Origin of the sequence: Enterobacter sp. BNK-16 (assembly GCF_048684955.1) — a bacterium.
Taxonomy (GTDB): Bacteria; Pseudomonadota; Gammaproteobacteria; order Enterobacterales; family Enterobacteriaceae; genus Enterobacter; species Enterobacter bugandensis.
Window position 1 is genome coordinate 1,067,520 of record NZ_JBLQTQ010000001.1, and the last position, 24,289, is coordinate 1,091,808.

Below are 24,289 nucleotides of genomic sequence, written 5' to 3' on the forward strand. Positions count from 1 at the left end.
TTCCTCGCCTTGCCGCATACTTTACCTTGTTCCGTTAAACTAACAAGCAACGAAACGGTACAAATACGGATTTTCAGATAATTACCTGGAAATAAGATTATGATTTAAAACAGTTTGCATTTTTTGACGCCTGCGAATTCTCTGAAATCTCCCATAGCAACATTAGCCGATCTCTTACAGCCGTTTGGGCATTCGCCTGCAAGCCTCGTGCAATGAGAAAAGCCTTTTGCCCGCATTCGGGTATAATCCCTCCAGATTACGATTTTTGGAGACGACCACGTGACTACCTGGAACTACCAACAGACGCATTTTGTCACCAGTGCGCCCGATATTCGCCACCTGCCTTCTGATACCGGTATTGAAGTGGCATTTGCTGGCCGCTCCAATGCGGGGAAATCCAGCGCCCTGAATACGCTGACCAATCAGAAGAACCTGGCGCGTACCTCAAAAACACCTGGCCGTACCCAGCTGATTAACCTCTTTGAAGTGGCTGAAGGCAAACGCCTCGTAGACTTGCCGGGATACGGTTATGCGCAGGTGCCTGAAGAGATGAAGATCAAGTGGCAGCGTGCGCTGGGCGAATACCTGGAAAAACGCCTGTGCCTGAAAGGTCTGGTGGTGCTGATGGATATTCGTCACCCGCTAAAAGATCTCGATCAGCAGATGATCGACTGGGCCGTAGCAAGCGATATTGCCGTGCTGGTGCTGCTGACGAAAGCCGACAAGCTGGCAAGCGGCGCGCGTAAAGCGCAGGTGAATATGGTTCGCGAAGCGGTACTGGCCTTCAATGGCGATGTACAGGTTGAGCCTTTCTCTTCGCTGAAAAAACAGGGCGTGGACAAGCTGCGTCAGAAGCTCGACAGCTGGTTTAACGAGCTGGAACCCGCGACGGAAGCGGAAGAAGAGTAATACCGAGCGCGGCGATGTCCGCGCTTTTTTTTGCCCGAACTTTTCTTTGCCGCAATAAAAAACGCCCCAGTCATTACTGACTGGGGCGGCTAAAATATTCAGCCAAATCCGATTACGTGAAGTAAAAGGTCTGAAAGATAGAACATCTTACCTCTGTACCCTACGTCGATAACTCTACCCCTTTTTTTGCTGTAGAAAAAGCACTTTTTGTAGTTTTTTTTCATTCTTTACATAGGGAATTCTAATGATCGTCACAAAACGCGCGTTGTTATGTTGCTAACTTACATAAAAAGCGCGTTATTCACAGAACCTTTAGTGAGCCTGATCCCAGTTTTCACCACTTCCCACTTCCACCAGCAACGGCACGTCCAGCGTCATGCTGCTTTCCATCAGTTCGTGGATCTTCTTCGACACGGCGTCGAGGTCGTCCTTGTGCACTTCAAATACCAGTTCATCGTGTACCTGCATGATCATTTTCACGCGCGGCTTCTCTTTCTCCAGCCAGGCATCAACGGCGATCATTGCGCGCTTGATGATGTCCGCTGCGGTACCCTGCATCGGGGCGTTGATCGCCGCACGCTCTGCGCCAGCGCGGCGCGCCGCGTTGCTGGATTTGATGTCCGGAAGATAGAGACGACGGCCATCCAGGGTTTCAACGTAACCTTTCTCTTTCGCCTGCGCGCGGGTGCGTTCCATATATTCCAGAACGCCCGGATAACGCTCGAAGTAAAGATCCATATACTTCTGCGACTCTTTGCGCGGAATGTTTAGCTGGCGTGAAAGGCCAAACGCGCTCATGCCGTAGATTAGACCGAAGTTGATCGCTTTTGCACTGCGGCGCTGTTCGTTGGTTACATTGTCCAGCGGTAAACCAAAGACCTCCGCCGCGGTCGCCCGGTGGATGTCTTTTCCTTCCGCAAAGGCCGTCAGCAGACCTTTATCGCGGGACAGGTGCGCCATAATGCGCAGTTCAATTTGCGAGTAGTCAGCCGAGACAATCAGGTAGTCATCAGGCGCTATAAAGGCCTGACGAATGCGGCGCCCTTCCTCATTACGCACCGGAATGTTCTGCAGGTTAGGATCGGTTGACGAGAGACGCCCGGTTGCCGCTACCGCCTGATGATACGACGTGTGCACACGGCCCGTTTTCGGGTTGATCATTAGCGGAAGTTTGTCCGTGTAGGTAGACTTCAGCTTTGCGAGACCACGGTACTGCAGAATCACTTTTGGCAGCGGGTAGTCCAGCGCCAGCTCTTCCAGCACCTCTTCAGAGGTTGACGGCGCGCCGCCAGGGGTTTTCTTCAGCGGCTTGATGCCCTGCTTTTCAAACAGAATGGTTTGCAGCTGCTTCGGTGAAGAGAGGTTAAACGGCTCGCCGGCAAGCTCATGCGCTTTCTGCTCGAGCTCGGTCAAACGCTGCGCGAGCTCGCCAGAGTGGTTATGCAGCACCGTTGGGTCGATCTTAACGCCATTGCGTTCGATACGGGACAGCACGGGCACCAGCGGCATTTCAATATGCTGGAATACATTCAGCGGACCTTCGTGCTTCTGCAGTTTCGGCCACATCTTCAGATGCAGTTGCAGCGTGACGTCGGCATCTTCCGCCGCGTAGCGCCCTGCTTCTTCAAGAGCAATCTGGTTAAAGGTGAGCTGATTTTTCCCTTTACCGGCAATCTCTTCAAAGGTAATGGTTTTGTGCTTGAGCCAGCGGTCAGATAAGGAATCCATATCATGACGGCCCGCCACGCTGTCCAGAATGTAGGATTCGAGCATAGTGTCAAAGGCAATCCCGCGCAGCTCAATGCCGTAGTTCCGCAGAATGCCGCGGTCGTACTTGAGGTTTTGCCCAACCTTCAGCGCCTTTTCGTCTTCCAGAATCGGCTTCAGTAGCTCGAGCGCGCGCTCGCGGGAGATCTGCTCCGGCGCATCCAGGTAGTCGTGCGCCACGGGAACGTAGGCGGCAATACCCGGCTCTGTCGCAAAGGACAATCCCACCATATTGGCTGAGATGTTGTCGAGGCTGTCTGTTTCGGTGTCAAAGGCAAAGACCGGCGCTTTTTTCAGTTTCTCGATCCAGGCGATCAGCTGTGACTCTTCCAGAATGGTTTCGTAGTTGTCGAAGGAGAGCGCTGCGGCTTCTTCTTCCGCCTGATCTTCGGCATCAACGACAATCGTCTCTTTCGGCTTAGCAGCAGGTTTGGCCCCTTTAGCCTGCAGCCATTTACCGGCTTCCACGTCAGTGGTCCAGCGCTTGAATTCGTATTTCTTAAACAGGCTCAGCAGGTCGTCAGCGGAAGGCTGTTGCACTTCCAGCTGCTCACAGCCCAGCTCCAGCTCCACATCGGTTTTGATTGTTGCCAGCTTATAGGAGAGATAAGCCACCTCTTTGTTCTCTTCCAGCTTCCCGGCCATGGTTTTTGCGCCACGGAAGGAAAGTCCGGCGATTTTGTCTGGTTCAGCGTAGAGCGTGTCCAGACCACCCAGCCCCTGAAGCAGCGCCTGCGCGGTTTTTTCACCGACGCCAGGAACGCCAGGAATGTTATCCGAGGAGTCGCCCATCAACGCGAGGAAGTCGATAATCAGCTCTGGCGGCACGCCATACTTAGTGACTACTTCTTCTGGCCCCAGAATGGTGTTGGTCATGGTGTTGATCAGGGTAATACCTGGCGTCACCAGCTGCGCCATATCTTTATCACCGGTGCTGATCAGCACCGGACGGCCCATTTTTTCAGCTTCACGCGCCAGCGTACCGATGACGTCGTCAGCCTCCACGCCAGAGACGGCCAGCAGCGGCAGGCCCATTGCTTTCACCATGGCGTGCAGTGGCTCAATCTGCGCACGCAGATCGTCAGGCATTGGCGGACGATGGGATTTGTAATGTTCGAACAGTTCATCGCGGAAGGTTTTGCCTTTCGCATCAAAAACGACAGCCGCATGGGTGGGCTGATACTGAAGAATCAGGCTGCGCAGCATGTTCAGCACGCCGTACATCGCGCCGGTAGGTTCCCCTGCGCTATTGGTCAGAGGAGGAAACGCATGGTACGCCCGATACAGGTAAGAAGAGCCGTCGACGAGAATAAGTGGGTTTTCTGGGATCTGAACCATAATGTCCGTGCCTTTAATCAATTTATGCGTAAAGGATGCCACAGAAGGATGAAAACATCAGTTATTCAGGTTCGATACAGGAAAAGATTTTGCGATCGTGAGGATCGCTCGCAAAATTCAAACTGTGGATAAGTTTGTGAATATTTTCACTTCAAATGAAAAACAGATACTTAAAGCAGGCGCGCGTTGAGAATAAATTATTACATATCATAATGTTAACAACTAACACTGCATGAAAATAGCCTGCTGATGGCAATTTAGTCTATGTGGATATAAGTCCTGATTAGCGCACAATATTAGAGAAATCTTCTGCTTCAGGGGAAAAGCCGTCTATTGACGATATGAAAGCGCCATAATTTTGTCACTTTTCTGATAAAATCAGCCCCCGGCGCCGTATCATCGGCCGGTCCATTAAAGCTAACCACCTGAAAAAGCTCATCATGTCGAGATTGCTCACTGCAATAACATTACCGCTAAGCATCATTTTAACTATTCTGGTGACGATTGCGTGTTCTGTGCCAATCATTATCGCCGGGATCGTTAAACTGCTGCTGCCTGTGCCTGCGGTGTGGCGATCCGTCTCTGCGTTTTGTAATTTCATGATGTATTGCTGGTGTGAAGGGCTAGCGATCCTGCTGTGCCTGAATCCGCATCTGAAATGGGATGTCGAAGGGCTTGAGAGCCTCAACAAAAAGAACTGGTACCTGCTGATTTGCAATCATCACAGCTGGGCGGACATCGTGGTGTTATGCGTGCTTTTTCGCAAACATATCCCGATGAACAAGTACTTCCTGAAGCAGCAGCTCGCCTGGGTGCCCTTTATCGGGCTGGCCTGCTGGGCGCTTGATATGCCGTTTATGAAACGCTATTCGCGCAGCTATCTGATTCGTCATCCGGAGCGTCGCGGTAAGGATGTGGAGACCACGCGCCGCTCCTGTGAAAAGTTTCGCGCACATCCAACGACCATCGTGAACTTTGTTGAAGGCTCACGGTTTACGGAAGATAAACGTCAACAAACACGCTCCCCTTATCAGAACCTGCTTCCGCCAAAGGCGGCGGGTATTGCGATGGCACTTAACGTGCTGGGTGCACAGTTCGATAAACTTCTGAACGTTACGCTCTGCTATCCGGAAAATGACAGGACGCCATTCTTCGATATGCTAAGCGGCAAGCTGACGCGCATTGTTGTTCGGGTGAATTTAGTGCCGATCAATGCCGGGCTGCACGGTGACTACGTTAACGATAAGAATTTCAAACGTGGTTTCCAGCAGTGGCTTAATACGCTCTGGAAAGAGAAAGACGAACAGATAGACAGCATTAAATCTTCATACAAAAACGCCGGTCAGTGACCGGCGTTTTCATATCAACGAAATTACTTCTTCTCAACCAGGTATTTCACGGTGTCAGCATACTGCTGTACGAAAATATCCATGCTGCTGGTGTCCATGCCCTGCATGTTCAGCTGATATTTGCCGTTAACAAACATCGCCGGAACGCCCTGAAGCTGCAGATCAGCGGCCGCTTTTTCCTGCTGAGCAACCAGAGATTTCACTACAAAGCTGTTCCACGCGGCGTCGTACTCTTCACCTTTCACACCGGCATCAACGAACACTTTGCGGATATCCGCAGTGGTCTGAACGGTCTGGGTTTTCTGTACGGCTTCGAACATTGGAGCAGTGATTTTATCTTCCACGCCCAGCGCCATCGCAACCGCCCACGCCTGAGTCAGGTCTTTACCCAACGGGCCCAGGAACTCAACGTGGTACTTGGTCATTTTGGTGCCTTCCGGCAGCTTCTTCTTCACGTTGTCAGAAACATGCAGCACCTCTTCGAATTGATAGCAGTGCGGGCAATAGAATGAGAAGAACTCCAGAACCTGTGGCTCGCCAGCAACCGGCTTTTCCAGCGTGATAAACTGTTTACCGTCGGTAAACTGCGCAGCAGAAGCGCTAAATGCCAGAATCATACCTGCCAGCGCCAGCCAAATTTTTTTCATGATTAACTCTCTCCTGGGTGTGTCCAACTAATACATCGGCGTTAATTGCAGAGGGGGTTCTTGAAGAACCTTAACCTGCTGAGTGAATGTAGATATCTGGCTGCGCCAGTAATCTTCTCCGGTAAGCCACGGGAAATTACGAGGAAATGCGGGATCGTCCCAACGCCTGATTAACCATGCGAGATAATAAACAAAACGCATCGCACGTAAAGGCTCAATCAGGGCAATTTCGTCTGAATTAAACGGGCTAAATTCTTCATAGGCTTCAATAATCGTTTCAAGCTGCATACGCTGCTCGGCTTTGTCGCCATTGAGCAGCATCCACAGATCCTGAACCGCTGGTCCCATGCGCGCATCGTCGAGATCGACAAACAGCGGACCATCGCGCCAGAGAATATTTCCGGCATGACAATCGCCATGCAGGCGCAGAACGGAAATATCATCACGCCAGCAGGTTTTCACCGCAGCAATAAGCTTATCGGTGGCGTTGAGGAAATCATCCTTTAACGCAGCGGGGATCAGCGCAGACGTTTCGAATATCTGACGTGGTTCGGTGAGATATTCATGAATCCCGATCGTTGGTCGGGCAGTGAACGCTGTTTTACGTCCCGTCTGATGAATGCGTCCCAGATAGCGAGCAACCCACTCCATCTGATCGATATTATCCGCTTCAAACTGGCGGCCACCCAGACTGGGGAATACAGCGTAGTAAAACCCTTCATGCGTGAGCAGCGTTTGGTTATTGAACTTTATCGGCGCGGCAACGGGAACGTCATCAACCAGCAGATCGTGAGCAAACTGGTGCTCCTCCTGAATTTGCTGTGCAGACCAACGTTCAGGGCGATAGAACTTTACGACGAAGCGCTGACGATCCTCGTCCTGAAATTGATAGACGCGGTTTTCGTAGCTGTTTAACGGAGTTAGCCCGGAATCCACACGAATACCCTGTTCAAACAGGGCATCCATAATGGTATCCGGGTGTAGTGTCTGGAAAGTAAAAGCCTGGTCGTTCATCCGATCATCCGGAAATTATACGAATGATTCAGGATATCATCTTGTAGCGATTTCGGTGGCTCCGCTTACAAGCTTTTACTCTTTAATTACGCCTCGGGCGCGCAGCAATGCAGTTTTAAAATCTTCCTCATAATCCTTCTGAATACCAGGAATAACAGCATCTTTGGCTGAGTCGCGCATTTTGAGGTGGTAGATCAGGATGTCGTCAGAAAGGTCTGCCAGATCGCCGTCAAAACCTGACTCTTTTGCCAGTTTCTGTAAGAATTGCATCAGATTCAGCTCTGGCTCTTTTTGCCAGGCTGGCTGGAGGAGTTCAATGACTTCATTCAGACGTTTACATTTCATGGTGGTGCTCCTTTCATTTAGAGTGACACGTTAGCAGGGTCAATCCCACAATAAAAGAGGCGATATTCGTGAATCTTAGCCTGGAAATCACTGGGGTCGTTCTGGCAGGCGGCAGAGCTACGCGGATGGGCGGGGAAGATAAGGGACTGCAGCTCCTGAAAGGCAAGCCCTTATGGCAGCATGTCGCTGATACGCTTGTCGATCAGGTATCGGCAATGGCGCTGAACGCAAATCGCCATATCGATATTTACCAGCGCAGCGGGTTTCCCGTTTATCAGGATAATCTCGCAGATTTTCCGGGGCCGCTGGCAGGTATGCTTTCGGTGATGCAGCAGTCGCAGGGAGAGTGGTTTCTCTTTTGTTCGTGTGATACGCCTTTTATACCCACCTGCCTGGTGGAACGGATGGTGCAACAGCGAGGTGATTCACCTGTGGTCTGGGTGCATGACGGCGAGCGCGACCACCCAACTATCGCGCTCATTAACCGATCCTTGATTCCTGCTATAAGCGACTATCTGGCCTCCGGAGAGCGAAGAGTGATGGTATTTATGCGTAAGGTCGGCGGACATGCTGTTGATTTTAGCGACATGAAAACATCGTTCGTGAATGTGAACACAATAGAAGATTTACAGGCCATGCAGGAGAAGAGATGAACTCTGTTTTAGCCATTTCAGCCTGGAGTGGGACAGGAAAAACCACGTTGCTGAAAAAACTGATTCCCGCGCTGTGCGCCCGCGGTATTCGTCCTGGCTTGATTAAACATACTCACCATAATATGGATGTCGATAAGCCGGGCAAAGATAGCTATGAGCTGCGCAAAGCGGGTGCCGCGCAGACAATGGTAGCAAGCAACCAGCGTTGGGCATTGATGACAGAAACGCCGGATGAGGCACCGCTGGATCTCGCGTATCTGGTAAGTCGGATGGATCACTCCATGCTGGATCTGGTGCTGGTTGAGGGATTTAAGCATGAGGCCGTGCCTAAGATCCTGCTGTTCAGAAGTGATGCCGGGCATGACATCAGCGAGTTAACGCTGGATGAGCATGTGATTGCGGTGGCCAGCGATGTTGCTCTCGATATTGAGGTTCCGGTGCTGGATTTAAATGATGAGGATGGGATTGCTGAGTTTATTGTGAAGTGGTGTGCGGTCTGACTTGCCGGGTGGCGGCTTCGCCTTACCCGGCCTACGGTTTGTGCAGCGCAGAAACGCAAAGAGGCCATCCTTTCGGATGGCCTCTTCACTTAATTGATGCCTGGCAGTTCCCTACTCTCACATGGGGAGACCCCACACTACCATCGGCGCTACGGCGTTTCACTTCTGAGTTCGGCATGGGGTCAGGTGGGACCACCGCGCTAAAGCCGCCAGGCAAATTCTGTTAATCTGTATCAGGCTGAAAATCGTCTCTCTCACCGCCAAAACACCTTCGGCGTTGTAAGGTTAAGCCTCACGGTTCATTAGTACCGGTTAGCTCAACGCATCGCTGCGCTTACACACCCGGCCTATCAACGTCGTCGTCTTCAACGTTCCTTCAGGAGACTTAAAGTCTCAGGGAGAACTCATCTCGGGGCAAGTTTCGTGCTTAGATGCTTTCAGCACTTATCTCTTCCGCATTTAGCTACCGGGCAGTGCCATTGGCATGACAACCCGAACACCAGTGATGCGTCCACTCCGGTCCTCTCGTACTAGGAGCAGCCCCCCTCAATTCTCCAGCGCCCACGGCAGATAGGGACCGAACTGTCTCACGACGTTCTAAACCCAGCTCGCGTACCACTTTAAATGGCGAACAGCCATACCCTTGGGACCTACTTCAGCCCCAGGATGTGATGAGCCGACATCGAGGTGCCAAACACCGCCGTCGATATGAACTCTTGGGCGGTATCAGCCTGTTATCCCCGGAGTACCTTTTATCCGTTGAGCGATGGCCCTTCCATTCAGAACCACCGGATCACTATGACCTGCTTTCGCACCTGCTCGAGCCGTCACTCTCGCAGTCAAGCTAGCTTATGCCATTGCACTAACCTCCTGATGTCCGACCAGGATTAGCTAACCTTCGTGCTCCTCCGTTACTCTTTGGGAGGAGACCGCCCCAGTCAAACTACCCACCAGACACTGTCCGCAACCCGGATTACGGGTCCACGTTAGAACACCAGCCATTAAAGGGTGGTATTTCAAGGACGGCTCCACGCAGACTGGCGTCCACGCTTCAAAGCCTCCCACCTATCCTACACATCAAGGACCAGTGTTCAGTGTCAAGCTATAGTAAAGGTTCACGGGGTCTTTCCGTCTTGCCGCGGGTACACTGCATCTTCACAGCGAGTTCAATTTCACTGAGTCTCGGGTGGAGACAGCCTGGCCATCATTACGCCATTCGTGCAGGTCGGAACTTACCCGACAAGGAATTTCGCTACCTTAGGACCGTTATAGTTACGGCCGCCGTTTACCGGGGCTTCGATCAAGAGCTTCGCGTTGCCGCTAACCCCATCAATTAACCTTCCGGCACCGGGCAGGCGTCACACCGTATACGTCCACTTTCGTGTTTGCACAGTGCTGTGTTTTTAATAAACAGTTGCAGCCAGCTGGTATCTTCGACTGATTTCAGCTCCGCCCGCAGGGGCTTCACCTACATATCAGCGTGCCTTCTCCCGAAGTTACGGCACCATTTTGCCTAGTTCCTTCACCCGAGTTCTCTCAAGCGCCTTGGTATTCTCTACCTGACCACCTGTGTCGGTTTGGGGTACGATTTCGTGTTACCTGATGCTTAGAGGCTTTTCCTGGAAGCAGGGCATTTATCACTTCAGCACCGTAGTGCCTCGTCATCACGCCTCAGTGTTAAAGTGAACCGGATTTGCCTGGAACACACACCTACACGCTTAAACCGGGACAACCGTCGCCCGGCTGACATAGCCTTCTCCGTCCCCCCTTCGCAGTAACACCAAGTACAGGAATATTAACCTGTTTCCCATCGACTACGCCTTTCGGCCTCGCCTTAGGGGTCGACTCACCCTGCCCCGATTAACGTTGGACAGGAACCCTTGGTCTTCCGGCGAGCGGGCTTTTCACCCGCTTTATCGTTACTTATGTCAGCATTCGCACTTCTGATACCTCCAGCATGCCTCACAGCACACCTTCAACGGCTTACAGAACGCTCCCCTACCCAACAACACATAGTGTCGCTGCCGCAGCTTCGGTGCATGGTTTAGCCCCGTTACATCTTCCGCGCAGGCCGACTCGACCAGTGAGCTATTACGCTTTCTTTAAATGATGGCTGCTTCTAAGCCAACATCCTGGCTGTCTGTGCCTTCCCACATCGTTTCCCACTTAACCATGACTTTGGGACCTTAGCTGGCGGTCTGGGTTGTTTCCCTCTTCACGACGGACGTTAGCACCCGCCGTGTGTCTCCCGTGATAACATTCTTCGGTATTCGTAGTTTGCATCGGGTTGGTAAGCCGGGATGGCCCCCTAGCCGAAACAGTGCTCTACCCCCGAAGATGAATTCACGAGGCGCTACCTAAATAGCTTTCGGGGAGAACCAGCTATCTCCCGGTTTGATTGGCCTTTCACCCCCAGCCACAGGTCATCCGCTAATTTTTCAACATTAGTCGGTTCGGTCCTCCAGTTAGTGTTACCCAACCTTCAACCTGCCCATGGCTAGATCACCGGGTTTCGGGTCTATACCCTGCAACTTAACGCCCAGTTAAGACTCGGTTTCCCTGCGGCTCCCCTATACGGTTAACCTTGCTACAGAATATAAGTCGCTGACCCATTATACAAAAGGTACGCAGTCACACCCGAAGGTGCTCCCACTGCTTGTACGTACACGGTTTCAGGTTCTTTTTCACTCCCCTCGCCGGGGTTCTTTTCGCCTTTCCCTCACGGTACTGGTTCACTATCGGTCAGTCAGGAGTATTTAGCCTTGGAGGATGGTCCCCCCATATTCAGACAGGATACCACGTGTCCCGCCCTACTCTTCGAGTTCACAACCTGTGCATTTTCGTGTACGGGACTGTCACCCTGTACCGTGCGACTTTCCAGACGCTTCCACTAACACACAAGCTGATTCAGACTCCGGGCTGCTCCCCGTTCGCTCGCCGCTACTGGGGGAATCTCGGTTGATTTCTTTTCCTCGGGGTACTTAGATGTTTCAGTTCCCCCGGTTCGCCTCGTTAACCTATGTATTCAGTTAACGATAGTGTGACGGATCACACTGGGTTTCCCCATTCGGACATCGACGGGTCAAAGGTTCATATCACCTCGCCGTCGCTTTTCGCAGATTAGCACGTCCTTCATCGCCTCTGACTGCCAGGGCATCCACCGTGTACGCTTAGTCGCTTAACCTCACAACCCGAAGATGTTTCTTTCGATTCACCATCGACTTGCGAAAATTTGAGAGACTCGAACACACCATTAAAGATGTGTCGTTTCAATTTTCAGCTTGATCCAGATTTTTAAAGAGCAAATATCTCAAACATGACTCGCAAGTCAGTTTTGAGATATGACGGCAGGTGACTTTCACTCACGAACCAGCAAGTGGCGTCCCCTAGGGGATTCGAACCCCTGTTACCGCCGTGAAAGGGCGGTGTCCTGGGCCTCTAGACGAAGGGGACACTGAAGTCTCAATCGCAAGACGCCTTGCTGCTTACTTTTCATCAGACAATCTGTGTGAGCACTACAAAGGCAGGTTCTTTAAGGTAAGGAGGTGATCCAACCGCAGGTTCCCCTACGGTTACCTTGTTACGACTTCACCCCAGTCATGAATCACAAAGTGGTAAGCGCCCTCCCGAAGGTTAAGCTACCTACTTCTTTTGCAACCCACTCCCATGGTGTGACGGGCGGTGTGTACAAGGCCCGGGAACGTATTCACCGTGGCATTCTGATCCACGATTACTAGCGATTCCGACTTCATGGAGTCGAGTTGCAGACTCCAATCCGGACTACGACGCACTTTATGAGGTCCGCTTGCTCTCGCGAGGTCGCTTCTCTTTGTATGCGCCATTGTAGCACGTGTGTAGCCCTACTCGTAAGGGCCATGATGACTTGACGTCATCCCCACCTTCCTCCAGTTTATCACTGGCAGTCTCCTTTGAGTTCCCGGCCTAACCGCTGGCAACAAAGGATAAGGGTTGCGCTCGTTGCGGGACTTAACCCAACATTTCACAACACGAGCTGACGACAGCCATGCAGCACCTGTCTCAGAGTTCCCGAAGGCACCAAAGCATCTCTGCTAAGTTCTCTGGATGTCAAGAGTAGGTAAGGTTCTTCGCGTTGCATCGAATTAAACCACATGCTCCACCGCTTGTGCGGGCCCCCGTCAATTCATTTGAGTTTTAACCTTGCGGCCGTACTCCCCAGGCGGTCGACTTAACGCGTTAGCTCCGGAAGCCACGCCTCAAGGGCACAACCTCCAAGTCGACATCGTTTACGGCGTGGACTACCAGGGTATCTAATCCTGTTTGCTCCCCACGCTTTCGCACCTGAGCGTCAGTCTTTGTCCAGGGGGCCGCCTTCGCCACCGGTATTCCTCCAGATCTCTACGCATTTCACCGCTACACCTGGAATTCTACCCCCCTCTACAAGACTCTAGCCTGCCAGTTTCGAATGCAGTTCCCAGGTTGAGCCCGGGGATTTCACATCCGACTTGACAGACCGCCTGCGTGCGCTTTACGCCCAGTAATTCCGATTAACGCTTGCACCCTCCGTATTACCGCGGCTGCTGGCACGGAGTTAGCCGGTGCTTCTTCTGCGGGTAACGTCAATCGATGAGGTTATTAACCTCACCGCCTTCCTCCCCGCTGAAAGTACTTTACAACCCGAAGGCCTTCTTCATACACGCGGCATGGCTGCATCAGGCTTGCGCCCATTGTGCAATATTCCCCACTGCTGCCTCCCGTAGGAGTCTGGACCGTGTCTCAGTTCCAGTGTGGCTGGTCATCCTCTCAGACCAGCTAGGGATCGTCGCCTAGGTGAGCCGTTACCCCACCTACTAGCTAATCCCATCTGGGCACATCTGATGGCAAGAGGCCCGAAGGTCCCCCTCTTTGGTCTTGCGACGTTATGCGGTATTAGCTACCGTTTCCAGTAGTTATCCCCCTCCATCAGGCAGTTTCCCAGACATTACTCACCCGTCCGCCACTCGTCACCCGAGAGCAAGCTCTCTGTGCTACCGTTCGACTTGCATGTGTTAGGCCTGCCGCCAGCGTTCAATCTGAGCCATGATCAAACTCTTCAATTTAAGTTTGATGCTCGTGAATTAAACTTCGTAATGAATTACGTATGTTCACTCAGAGACTTGGTATTCATTTATTGTCCGAAGACATTAAGAATCCATGTCACTTTGAGTGCCCACACAGATTGTCTGATAAATTGTTAAAGAGCAGTGCCGCTTCGTTTTCGCTGCGGCGCGGGGTGTGCATATTACGCTTTCCCGCTTCAGAGTCAAGCGTTTGTTTCGCTTTTCTCTGCTGACCCGGCGGCGTGTGTGCCGTTGTTCCGTGTCAGTGGAGGCGCATTATAGGGCGTTATTCTTAAGTGACAAGAGGAAATTCAAAAAAAGTTTCTGACCGTGTTTTTTTTCACCAACAGAGGTGATATCAAGCTACAAATTGTTCTATTTGATGTATCTGCAACCACAATCACATTCGAGGTGGCATAATTAACAGCATGAAACATTAAGGAATAAAAGCGATGCCATTAAGCGCACAACAGCTGGCCGCCCAAAAAAATCTGTCCTATGTGCTGGCAGAAAAGCTGGCGCAGCGGATTTTAGCGGGTAAATATGCCCCGGGGAGCATCCTGCCGGGCGAATTGGAGCTGGGTGAGCAGTTTGGAGTAAGCCGTACCGCGGTTCGCGAGGCGGTGAAAACCCTGACGGCAAAAGGTATGGTGCTTCCACGCCCTCGTATTGGCACGCGCGTGATGCCACAGAATAACTGGAATTTTCTCGATCAGGAGCTGCTCTCCTGGTGGATGACCGAAGACAACTTTCATCAGGTCGTCGATCACTTTCTGGTAATGCGCAGCAGTCTTGAACCTCAGGCATGCCTGCTTGCCGCCACGCTCGGGACAGCAGAGCAGAAAGCGCAGCTTAACGCACTCATGGAAGAGATGGTGTTCCTGAAAAAACACTTCAACCGGGAACGATGGATTGAGGTCGATATGGCCTGGCATGAACATATCTATATGATGAGCGCCAATCCGTTCCTCACTTCCTTTGCTTCGTTATTCCATTCGGTGTACCACACCTACTTTACCTCTATTACACAAGACGAAGTGGTAAAGCTGGATTTGCATCAGGCGATAGTAGATGCCATTCAGGAGAGCGACGGGCAGCGAGCCCTGACTGCATGTCAGGCATTGCTGACCGCACCAACCCACCAGCAGGTAAATAAATGATAGAGAAAAAAGCGCGCAGCATGGCCGGATTGCCGTGGATTGCAGCCATGGCGTTCTTTATGCAGGCACTGGATGCCACCATCCTCAATACGGCGCTTCCCGCCATTGCGCAAAGCCTTAACCGCTCCCCGCTGGCAATGCAGTCTGCCATCATCAGCTACACCCTCACGGTGGCGATGTTGATCCCGGTAAGTGGCTGGCTGGCCGATCGCTTCGGTACCCGCAGAGTTTTCATGCTGGCCGTAACGCTCTTTACGCTCGGTTCACTGGCCTGCGCGCTATCCACTTCATTAACGGAGCTGGTTATCTTTCGCGTACTGCAGGGAATAGGCGGCGCGATGATGATGCCGGTGGCGCGCCTCGCTTTGCTGCGTGCCTACCCACGCAGCGAACTGCTCCCCGTACTCAACTTTGTCACCATGCCAGGGCTAGTTGGCCCAATACTTGGCCCGGTCCTCGGGGGTGTGCTGGTTACCTGGGCAAGCTGGCACTGGATTTTCCTGATTAATATTCCGATTGGCGTGGCAGGGCTGATCTATGCCCGCAAATATATGCCGAACTTCACCACGCCAAGGCGCAGCTTCGATATGGGCGGCTTTTTCCTGTTTGGACTGAGCCTGGTGCTGTTCTCCAGTGGCATGGAGCTCATTGGCGAGAAGCTCGTTGAAACGTGGCTGGCGCTCGCCGTCATCCTCAGTGGTATTCTGCTGTTCCTTCTTTATATACGCCATGCGCGTCGTCACCCGACACCGCTTATCTCTTTATCTCTCTTTAACACCCGAACCTTTTCCGTCGGGATCGCGGGCAATATTGCCTCACGTCTGGGCACGGGCTGCGTACCGTTCCTGATGCCATTGATGCTGCAGGTGGGGTTCGGCTACCCGGCGCTGATTGCCGGCTGCATGATGGCGCCCACGGCAATGGGTTCCATTCTGGCGAAATCGACGGTCACACAGGTACTGCGCTGGTTTGGCTATCGTAAAACGCTGGTTGGCGTGACGGTCTTTATCGGTCTGATGATTGCGCAGTTCTCGCTGCAATCCGCGGCGTTACCGGTCTGGATGTTGATCCTGCCGCTGTTTGTGCTGGGAATGGCGATGTCAACGCAGTTCACGTCGATGAACACCATCACCCTTGCGGACCTGACCGACGAGAACGCGAGCAGCGGCAACAGCGTACTGGCGGTGACCCAACAGCTGTCGATCAGCCTCGGGGTAGCCGTGAGCGCGGCGGTGCTGCGGTTTTATGAAGGGTTTGACGGCACGAATACCGTTGAGCAGTTCCACTATACCTTTATCACCATGGGCGCGCTTACCGTGGTGTCGGCGCTGGTCTTTATGTTGTTAAAACCGAAAGATGGCCGGAACCTGATTAAAGAGCGTCACAAAGAGAAAGCTAAACCGAACCGCGTTCCATCAGAACAGGAGTAAGCTGCAAACGTTGCTGTTGCAGCGTGGGCTGCGCCATACGGTGGATCAACACGTCGATGGCCAGCTCACCCAGTTCATCCTTCGGCTGATGGATCGTGGTCAGCGGCGGCGTCATGTAGCGCGCCAGTTCGATATCATCGTAGCCCACGATAGCCATATCGTCCGGAACGCGCAATCCCGCCTGATACAGCGCCTGATAGGCACCAAACGCCATCGCATCGTTGCCGATAAACACCGCCTGCGGGCGAGGCTCTTGCGCCAGCAGCGTCTGCATTGCCTCGAAACCGCCGTTAAACTCGAAATCGCCGGTGATGCGATAGCCATCAGGAATGGCAAGCCCTGCCCGCTCCATTGCCGAAAGATAGCCTTCCAGACGCAAGCGCGCCGGGGTTTTATCCAGCGGGCCGGTAATGCAGGCAATGCGGGTATGGCCTTTATCAATCAGGTGCTGCGTCGCCATATCGCCGCCCAGCAGCGAGTTATCCTGAATCAGATCGCTGGTCCCGTCGAACGGTGCCCAGTCCATCATTACCGTGGGAATAGAAGGATAGCGCTGAATGATCTCTTTTGAAGGTTGATGCGTTTCGGTACAGAGCAGCAGCAGCCCGTCGACGCGTTTTTGCATCAGCGTTTCCAGGTTGCGGTTCATGCGCTGCTCGTCGCCTTCGGTATTGCACAGCACCAGACTGTAGCCACGCTCGAAGCAGCTGCGCTCTACGCCACGAACAAGTTCAGAATAGAAAGGATTGGTACTGGCCGTGATCAGCATGCCGATGGTGCGCGTCTGGTTAAGCTTCAGACTGCGCGCCAGCGCCGACGGCGCATAGTTGAGATCTTTTACTGCGGCTTCGACTTTCTCCCGAATCGCCTCGCTGACGAAGCGGTCGTTATTAATAACGTGAGAGACGGTCGAAGTAGAAACGCCCGCCATGCGGGCGACATCTTTCATCGTAGCCAAGCGTTACCCCTGCTGACTTAAGAATTCATCGATCTCTTTACGCCACGGAACGGAAGGCTGTGCGCCTTTGCGCGTCACCGCAATCGCGGCGGCGGCATGCGCAAAGCGGATCGCGTCATCCATCGCTTTTCCTTCCAGCAATGCCGTCACCAGCGCACCGTTGAAGGTGTCGCCAGCGGCGATGGTATCAATGGCTTTGACCTTAAAGCCCGGCACGCGACGGCCTTCGCCATTGACGCTAGCCCACACCCCGCGGCTACCAAGAGTAATGATAACGGTCCCGATGCCTTTTGCATGCAGCACTTTCGCCGCACGCGCGGCATCATTGTCATTTTCAACGCGAATGCCCGTCAGCTTTTCCGCTTCGGTTTCGTTCGGCGTAATGATGTCTACCAGCGCCAGCAGTTCATCTGATAATACACGGGCAGGCGCAGGGTTAAGTACGACAGTGGTATGATTTTCATGCGCAATTTTCGCGGCGGTCAGCACGCTTTCAACCGGAGACTCCAACTGCATCAGCAGGGCTTCCGCTCCGGCGATGATCCCACGCTGCGCTTCGACGCGTTCAGTCGTTAACGCGGCGTTAGCCCCCGCATGAATACCGATGACATTCTCACCTTCCGCATTGACGAAGATCAGCGCCACACCGGTAGATTCCCCTTCAACAACGCTGACGGGTGCAGTATCGATGTTGTCACTTGCCAGCTGTTTACGTACGCGCTCGCCGGTATCGTCATCACCCGTACAGGCGATAAACGCGATATTCGCCCCGCTGCGCCCGGCGGCAACTGCCTGGTTTGCGCCCTTACCGCCGAACGCGACCTGATACTGATTGCCGGTGACGGTTTCGCCCGGAGTGGGGAACGTTTCAAGGTTAAGAATGTGATCGGCATTGATACTGCCAAGGACGACGAGGTTGCCTGCGGTTTTCATGTATTGAGGTGTCCATCTGAGAGCGCCACCGGTATTACCCGGTGGCGTATGCCACACTTTTCTTTTATTTGGTGTCCCTCAGGCAGCCAGCGACTGCCTGAATCGCCTTTACTGCTTAATGACCAGCTTCAGGTCAACAGGGTATTTGGCCTGAACTTTTTCGCCCTTCAGCACTTTGTCGGCAGTTTCAACGCCAGTCGCGCCAATCTGCTCAGGCAGCTGAGCGATGGTCGCAGCCAGTTTGCCATCATTTACTGCTTTTTCACCATCCGGCGTGCCGTCAAATCCGACAACCATCACATCTGATTTACCTGCGGTCTGCAGGGCACGCAGCGCGCCCAGCGCCATTTCATCGTTCTGTGCAAATACCGCCTGCACATCTGGATGCGCGGTCAGCAGGTTCTGCATGACGTTCAGACCCTTAGTACGGTCGAAGTCTGCCGGCTGGCTGGCCAGCACGTTGAATTTGTGTGCAGCCACGGCCTGCTGGAAGCCTTCACCACGTTCACGGGCCGCGGAAGTACCGGCGATACCCTGCAGTTCGATAACTTTCGCGCCTTCACCGGCTTTCTTCGCGATGTAGTCACCAGCAATTTTACCGCCCAGCACGTTATCAGACGCAATGTGGCTCACAACTTCGCCTTTCGTTGCCTGACGGTCCAGAGTGATCACCGGAATTTTCGCCTGGTTTGCCATCTTCACGGCGTTGCCTACGGCATCAGAATCGGTTGGGTTGATCAGCAGAATTTTGGTGCCACGAACGGTTAAGTCCTGAACGTTAGCCAGCTCTTTCGCCGGGTTGTTCTGTGAATCCAGCACCACCAGGTTGTAGCCCAGTTTGTCCGCTTCTTTCTGCGCACCGTCCTTCAGGGAGACGAAGAACGGGTTGTTCAGGGTAGAGACGACCAGCGCGATGGTATCTTTCGCCATGGCGTTAGCACTTACGGTTGCGCTCAGCGCGACAGCGGAAACCAGGGTAGCCAGTTTTTTCATGTTCATATCTAAGATGTCCTGTAGTGTCGTCAGTTACTGTTTTTTGTTGTCTACCAGTACCGCCAGCAAAATCACCACTGCCTTAACGATCATCTGGTAATAGGAGGAAACACCTAACAAATTCAAACCATTATTCAGGAAACCGAGGATCAGTGCGCCGATCAATGTCCCAACAATGCGACCTTTACCGCCCGCAAGGCTCGTACCGCCCAGAACCACCGCCGCGATGGCATCCAGCTCGTACCCCGTCCCCGCCGTTGGCTGTGCGGAAGAGAGGCGCGCCACTTCGATGATGCCCGCCAGAGAGGCCAGCAGGCCGCACAGGGAGTACACGATAATTTTGACTTTATTAACGCTGATACCGGACAGGCGCGTGGCTGCTTCGTTACCACCCAGCGCATAGATATAACGGCCCAGGCGGGTATGGTGCAGCATGTACCACGCCGCCAGGAAGACGATAGCCATGATCCAGACCGGGGTCGGGACACCCAGCGGGCGACCGATACCGAACCAGCCAAACAGATCCGCGTTATCCGTAAACCCGGTATTCACCGGGCTACCGTTGGTGTAAACCATGGTCACACCGCGCAGCAGCAGCATCATCACCAGCGTGGCGATAAACGCCTGAACGCGGCCTTTTGCCACAATCACGCCGGTAACGGCACCAATCGCCGCGCCAGCCGCCAGTGCAGCCGCAACGGCCACCAGCGCGTTGACCTCAATTCCCACAATTGAAGCGGCGATCGCACCGGTGAGCGCCAGCAGGGAACCGACGGACAGATCGATACCCGAGGTCAAAATCACCAGCGTCATGCCGACCGCCATAATGGCGTTCACCGACGTCTGCTGCAGAATGTTGAACAGATTATTGACGGTAAAAAAGTTCGGGCTCATGGTCGAAACAATCGCGATCAGCACCAGCAGGGCAATCAGCGATTTTTGTTCCATCAGCCATGCCTTTGTGAAATAGCGGCGACCAGAAACAGCCTGGGTAGTCATCTTCTTACTCCTGATTCACGCGATTAAGCTTGCCCACAGCGGCAGCCATCAGAACTTCCTGGGTGGCCTGCTCGCGAGTGAATTCACCGCCGAGATGCCCTTCATGCATGACGATAATGCGATCGCTCATGCCTAATACTTCTGGCATCTCGGAAGAGACCAGAATGATGCTCAGACCGTCGCCCTTGAACTGGTTAATCAGCTGATAGATCTCTTTTTTCGCGCCCACGTCCACGCCGCGGGTTGGCTCGTCGAGGATCAGCACCTTCGGGCGCGTCATCAGCCCGCGGGCAATCGCCACTTTCTGCTGATTCCCGCCGGAAAGCAGGCCAATAGCCTGCTCCATCGACGGGGTTTTAACGTTGAAGAGACGGATAAAATCACTGACCGCCTGCTGCTCATCTTTATGCTTCAGGCTGCCGCCGCTATGGCTGAAATAGCGCAGCGCGGTCAGGGACATATTCTCTTTCACCGACATGCCCAGCACTAAGCCGTCGCGCTTGCGGTCTTCGGAGATATAGACGATGCCGTTCGCCAGTCCGTCCTGCGGCGAGCGGGTCACCACTTCATGGCCGTCAAGGGTAACGTAACCGCTGGTGCGCGGCAGTGCGCCGTACAGCACTTTCATCAGCTCTGTACGGCCCGCGCCCATCAGGCCCGCCACGCCCAGGATCTCGCCCTGACGCAGGGTAAAGGTCACATCATTTACGCCTGGGCCGCAGAGGTTATCTACCTTCAGACGGATCTCGCCCGGCGCTTTGTCCAGGTGCGGATATTGGTCTTCGAGCTTACGTCCCACCATCATTTCGATCAGCGTATCTTCGGTCAGCGTCGCCACTTCGCGCTCGGCGATAAACTGGCCGTCGCGGAAGACGGTAACGTCGTCGCAAATTTCGAAGATCTCTTTCATGCGGTGAGAGATATAGACAATGCCGCGCCCCTGCGCTTTCAGTTCGCGGATCACGCGGAACAGGGATTCGGTTTCGGTATCGGTCAGGGCATCGGTCGGTTCATCCATAATGATGACCTTCGACTCGAAGCTCAGCACCTTCGCGATTTCCACCATCTGCTGATCGCCGATGGAGAGGTCGCCCACCAGGCGGTCGCTCTTAAAGCGCAGGTTCAGCTTCGCCAGCAGCTTGTCCGCTTCGGCGTACATGGTTTTCCAGTCGATTTTGCCGAACCGGTTCACGAACTCGCGGCCCAGGAAGATGTTCTCCGCAATGGTCAGTTGCGGGATCAGGTTCAGCTCCTGGTGAATAATGCCGATGCCCGCTTCCTGAGAGGATTTCGGGCCGTTAAAGGTGGTTTCTTTACCCAGCCAAACTAGTGAACCGGCATCGCGCTGGTAGATCCCGGTCAGCACTTTCATCATGGTGGATTTGCCGGCACCGTTTTCGCCCACCAGCGCCATCACGCGTCCTGGGTAGACGTTAAGCGCCGCACCGGAGAGGGCTTTTACGCCCGGGAACGACTTATCGATCCCTTTGAGTTGCAGTAATGCGTCCATGATGGCCTCAGAAGGTGACGCCAGCACAGAGAATGATATTCGCATACGGGGAACACTCCCCGCTGCGAATCACCGCCTGACTGTCTGCGGTTTGTTGTTTGAACTGTTCGTGCGTTGTGTAACGAATTTCTATGGTGTTTCCCTGGTGTTGTTGCAGTTGCTCAATGTGGCTGAGCAACGTTTCGTGGAGTTGCGGATTATGTTGTTTGATTTCCGCCGCGAGAATGGCCGCCTCAACCTGCATCTCCGCCGTCACCACCTCCAGTACCTGCATAAACGAGGGCACGCCCTGCGTTAACGCCATATCGATACGGGTTGTGCTGCGCGGAACCGGTAAGCCTGCATCGCAAACCACCAGCGTATCGGTATGCCCAAGACGGGAAATAACCGATGAGATTTCTGAGTTGAGAACCGTGCCTTTCTTCATTTTCTTGCTCCACTAGCGAAACGTTTCGCTAAAAATAGTGTAGCCGCATAAATGTTCAGAAAACCATCATGACGTAACGGATTTGTGATCAACGTCGAAACGTTTCGCTAAGTGAAATGGAGGGGAGGTAAATGCAAAACGGTAACCGTCAGGTTACCGTTTTAGATGTTTGCGCCCTCTCCCTGTGGGAGAGGGACGGGGTGAGGGCATCAGGCCGCACGGAGACTTAAATCTCGACCTGCGTCCCCAGCTCAATGACGCGGTTAGGCGGGATCTCAAACTGGTCAGGCGCGCGCAGGGCGTTACGCTGCAGAATCAGATACAGCTTACCGCGCAGGCGCAGGTACCACGGGCGCTTGCCGATGATCAGCGACTCGTGCGACATAAAGAACGACGTCTCCATCATCCGGCAGCTTAACCCTTCCAGACCGCAGCGGTGGAACACCTCTTCCACGTTCGGCGTTTCGCGCCAGCCGTAGCTCGCCACCACGCGCCAGAAGGTCGGGGACAGCTGCTCAATCTGTACGCGGCGCACGTTGTGAACATACGGCGCATCTTCGGTGCGCAGCGTCAGCAGGATCACGCGCTCGTGCAGCACTTTGTTGTGCTTAAGGTTATGCATCAGCGCAAACGGGATTACATTCAGGGCACGAGACATGTAAACCGCGGTACCCGGCACGCGCACCGGCGGGGATTTCTCAAGCGACGCGATCATCGCCTCCAGAGAATTACCGTGCTCATGCATGCGGCGCAGCAGGCGGAAGCGCTCGCTTTTCCATGTGGTCATGACAATGAACATCAACAGGCCCAGCGTCAGCGGCAGCCAGCCACCGGAGACAATTTTGTCGAGGTTCGCAGAGAACAGCGGCACGTCAATGCACAGGAAGCCCACCAGAATCATCCCCACGAGGAACTTATTCCAGTGCCAGTTGCGGTACGCCACCGTGGTGGAGAGAAGCGACGTCAGCACCATCGTACCGGTCACGGCAATACCGTAGGCCGCCGCCAGATTACTGGAGTGTTCGAAGCTAACAATCACGATCACAACAGCGAAGTAGAGCAGCCAGTTAACGAACGGGATGTAGATCTGGCCCGACTCCATCTCTGAGGTATGGATGATGCGCATTGGCGAGAGATATCCCAGACGAACGGCCTGACGGGTCAGAGAGAACACCCCGGAAATCACCGCCTGAGAGGCAATCACGGTCGCCAGCGTTGCGAGGATCAGCATAGGCACCAGCGCCCAGTCAGGCGCCAGCAGGAAGAACGGGTTTTTAATCGCCTCCGGGTTCTTGAGCAACAGCGCGCCCTGACCGAAGTAGTTCAGCACCAGCGACGGGAGCACCACAATAAACCATGCCACGCGGATAGGCAGCTTCCCGAAATGCCCCATGTCAGCATAGAGCGCCTCCACACCGGTGATGGAGAGCACGACCGCACCCAGCGCCACGAAGGAAACCACTTTGTATTCAAGGAAGAAATGCACCGCCCAGTAAGGGTTCAGCGCATGCAGCACGTCCGGGTTCGCGATAATGCTGCGTAAACCGAGCGCCGCCAGGATCAGGAACCAGGCAAGCATAATCGGCGCAAACAGTTTGCCCACCAGCCCGGTACCGTGTTTCTGGATCATGAACAGCAGCGTCAACACGATGATTGCCAGCGGGACAACCCAGGCATCAAGCTGCGGGGCAATAATCTCCAGCCCTTCAATCGCCGAGAGCACCGAGATAGCCGGTGTTATCACCACTTCCCCGTAGAAGAAGCTGCCACCTATCAGGCCGATAATCACCAGCACAGACGTCATTCTGGCCGAGGTATTACGACCGGCAAGGGACATCAGGGTCAGGATCCCGCCTTCGCCCGCATTATCTGCACGCATAACGAAGGAGAGATATTTAACGGAAACGACCAGGATCAGCAGCCAGAAGATGAGGGACAGGAAGCCAAACACGGCATCGCGCTCAACACCAAAGCCAAACTGGCCGGACAAACATTCACGAAGCGTATAAAGTGGGCTGGTGCCGATATCACCGTAGACAACCCCGATCGCCGCAAGCGTTATTGCGGGTAATGATTGCTTATTATCAGTGCTCATAGACTAGTCTTTTCGTTTAAATAACAAATGTGTTCCTGTCCCTTGGTCCACAAAAAGCGCACAGTATGCACGATTCATTGCAAAATCGTACCCCTAAATGCAACCGCATTAATGTAGCGCAAAGAAAATTGCGCCGCACTTCAGCCTATTACCAGCCCTGACTGAAACGTCTATACTCGCTTCA

The 24,289-nt window shown here is 53.6% G+C and carries 17 protein-coding genes, 1 tRNA gene and 3 rRNA genes; 6 read left to right on the top strand and 15 right to left on the bottom strand.

Annotated elements, in window-relative coordinates; genetic code table 11:
• The first annotated feature begins 279 nt into the window (after window positions 1-279).
• Window positions 280-909 (top strand): ribosome biogenesis GTP-binding protein YihA/YsxC, encoded by a 630-nt coding sequence (gene yihA, locus ACMGGH_RS05135; RefSeq protein WP_045630625.1) that lies wholly within the window; start codon window positions 280-282, stop codon window positions 907-909.
• A 312-nt stretch (window positions 910-1,221) separates the two neighbouring features.
• On the opposite strand, the gene polA is transcribed toward yihA, so the two are convergent.
• Entirely contained in the window at window positions 1,222-4,014 is a 2,793-nt protein-coding gene (polA, locus tag ACMGGH_RS05140) for a DNA polymerase I (protein ID WP_232949089.1), read from the bottom strand.
• A 440-nt stretch (window positions 4,015-4,454) separates the two neighbouring features.
• Between polA and ACMGGH_RS05145 the strand changes: the two genes are divergently transcribed.
• Complete coding sequence (locus ACMGGH_RS05145; protein ID WP_420299074.1) at window positions 4,455-5,363, top strand: acyltransferase; 909 nt, start codon at window positions 4,455-4,457, stop codon at window positions 5,361-5,363.
• Between the two features lie 23 nt (window positions 5,364-5,386).
• Here the strand turns inward: ACMGGH_RS05145 and dsbA are convergent, their stop codons facing one another.
• The 3 genes from dsbA to ACMGGH_RS05160 form a co-directional block, all read right to left on the bottom strand.
• A complete protein-coding gene (gene dsbA, locus ACMGGH_RS05150) occupies window positions 5,387-6,010 on the bottom strand; it encodes a thiol:disulfide interchange protein DsbA (protein ID WP_028014899.1) in 624 nt (207 codons plus the stop codon).
• A 27-nt stretch (window positions 6,011-6,037) separates the two neighbouring features.
• On the bottom strand, window positions 6,038-7,024 hold the full coding sequence (locus tag ACMGGH_RS05155) for a serine/threonine protein kinase (RefSeq protein WP_047366771.1): 987 nt from the start codon (window positions 7,022-7,024) through the stop codon (window positions 6,038-6,040).
• 75 nt (window positions 7,025-7,099) lie between these two features.
• The gene (locus ACMGGH_RS05160; RefSeq protein ID WP_008501866.1) at window positions 7,100-7,369 is read right to left on the bottom strand and encodes a YihD family protein; all 270 of its coding nucleotides are present in this window, start codon (window positions 7,367-7,369) and stop codon (window positions 7,100-7,102) included.
• A gap of 68 nt (window positions 7,370-7,437) precedes the next feature.
• Here ACMGGH_RS05160 and mobA point away from each other — a divergent pair, with 68 nt between their 5' ends.
• Both mobA and mobB read left to right on the top strand, forming a co-directional pair.
• Complete coding sequence (mobA, locus tag ACMGGH_RS05165; protein ID WP_232949091.1) at window positions 7,438-8,022, top strand: molybdenum cofactor guanylyltransferase MobA; 585 nt, start codon at window positions 7,438-7,440, stop codon at window positions 8,020-8,022.
• Window positions 8,019-8,522, top strand: a complete 504-nt coding sequence (gene mobB, locus ACMGGH_RS05170) for a molybdopterin-guanine dinucleotide biosynthesis protein MobB (RefSeq protein WP_192987457.1) — start codon at window positions 8,019-8,021, stop codon at window positions 8,520-8,522. The genes mobA and mobB overlap by 4 nt, the downstream gene beginning before the upstream one ends.
• A gap of 98 nt (window positions 8,523-8,620) precedes the next feature.
• Here the strand turns inward: mobB and rrf are convergent.
• The 4 genes from rrf to ACMGGH_RS05190 form a co-directional block, all read right to left on the bottom strand.
• Window positions 8,621-8,736, bottom strand: a 5S ribosomal RNA gene (rrf, locus tag ACMGGH_RS05175).
• 67 nt (window positions 8,737-8,803) lie between these two features.
• A 23S ribosomal RNA gene (locus tag ACMGGH_RS05180) occupies window positions 8,804-11,706 on the bottom strand.
• A gap of 193 nt (window positions 11,707-11,899) precedes the next feature.
• Window positions 11,900-11,975: transfer RNA gene (locus ACMGGH_RS05185), tRNA-Glu, on the bottom strand.
• Between the two features lie 85 nt (window positions 11,976-12,060).
• Window positions 12,061-13,600, bottom strand: a 16S ribosomal RNA gene (locus tag ACMGGH_RS05190).
• The 16S, 23S and 5S rRNA genes sit together here with 1 tRNA gene alongside, the layout of an rRNA operon.
• A gap of 452 nt (window positions 13,601-14,052) precedes the next feature.
• Between ACMGGH_RS05190 and ACMGGH_RS05195 the strand changes: the two genes are divergently transcribed.
• Window positions 14,053-14,760 (top strand): FadR/GntR family transcriptional regulator, encoded by a 708-nt coding sequence (locus tag ACMGGH_RS05195; protein WP_028014903.1) that lies wholly within the window; start codon window positions 14,053-14,055, stop codon window positions 14,758-14,760.
• A complete protein-coding gene (gene mdtD, locus ACMGGH_RS05200) occupies window positions 14,757-16,190 on the top strand; it encodes a multidrug transporter subunit MdtD (RefSeq protein WP_059357484.1) in 1,434 nt (477 codons plus the stop codon). The genes ACMGGH_RS05195 and mdtD overlap by 4 nt, the downstream gene beginning before the upstream one ends.
• Here mdtD and rbsR read toward each other — a convergent pair.
• The 7 genes from rbsR to kup form a co-directional block, all read right to left on the bottom strand.
• Window positions 16,156-17,148 (bottom strand): ribose operon transcriptional repressor RbsR, encoded by a 993-nt coding sequence (rbsR, locus tag ACMGGH_RS05205; protein ID WP_028014905.1) that lies wholly within the window; start codon window positions 17,146-17,148, stop codon window positions 16,156-16,158. The genes mdtD and rbsR overlap by 35 nt on opposite strands.
• Before the next feature lie 3 nt (window positions 17,149-17,151).
• A complete protein-coding gene (rbsK, locus tag ACMGGH_RS05210; RefSeq protein ID WP_045631283.1) occupies window positions 17,152-18,081 on the bottom strand; it encodes a ribokinase in 930 nt (309 codons plus the stop codon).
• Between the two features lie 108 nt (window positions 18,082-18,189).
• Window positions 18,190-19,080: a ribose ABC transporter substrate-binding protein RbsB gene (gene rbsB / locus ACMGGH_RS05215; RefSeq protein WP_010426610.1), complete on the bottom strand. Its 891-nt coding sequence runs from the start codon at window positions 19,078-19,080 to the stop codon at window positions 18,190-18,192.
• A 27-nt stretch (window positions 19,081-19,107) separates the two neighbouring features.
• Window positions 19,108-20,073 carry a ribose ABC transporter permease gene (gene rbsC / locus ACMGGH_RS05220; protein WP_006808742.1) on the bottom strand — a complete coding sequence of 322 codons (966 nt, stop codon included), beginning with the start codon at window positions 20,071-20,073 and terminating at the stop codon, window positions 19,108-19,110.
• 4 nt (window positions 20,074-20,077) lie between these two features.
• Window positions 20,078-21,583, bottom strand: a complete 1,506-nt coding sequence (rbsA, locus tag ACMGGH_RS05225; protein ID WP_028014908.1) for a ribose ABC transporter ATP-binding protein RbsA — start codon at window positions 21,581-21,583, stop codon at window positions 20,078-20,080.
• Between the two features lie 7 nt (window positions 21,584-21,590).
• The gene (gene rbsD / locus ACMGGH_RS05230; RefSeq protein WP_003862392.1) at window positions 21,591-22,010 is read right to left on the bottom strand and encodes a D-ribose pyranase; all 420 of its coding nucleotides are present in this window, start codon (window positions 22,008-22,010) and stop codon (window positions 21,591-21,593) included.
• A 226-nt stretch (window positions 22,011-22,236) separates the two neighbouring features.
• Entirely contained in the window at window positions 22,237-24,105 is a 1,869-nt protein-coding gene (gene kup, locus ACMGGH_RS05235; RefSeq protein WP_041911753.1) for a low affinity potassium transporter Kup, read from the bottom strand.
• Between the last annotated feature and the right edge of the window lie 184 nt (window positions 24,106-24,289).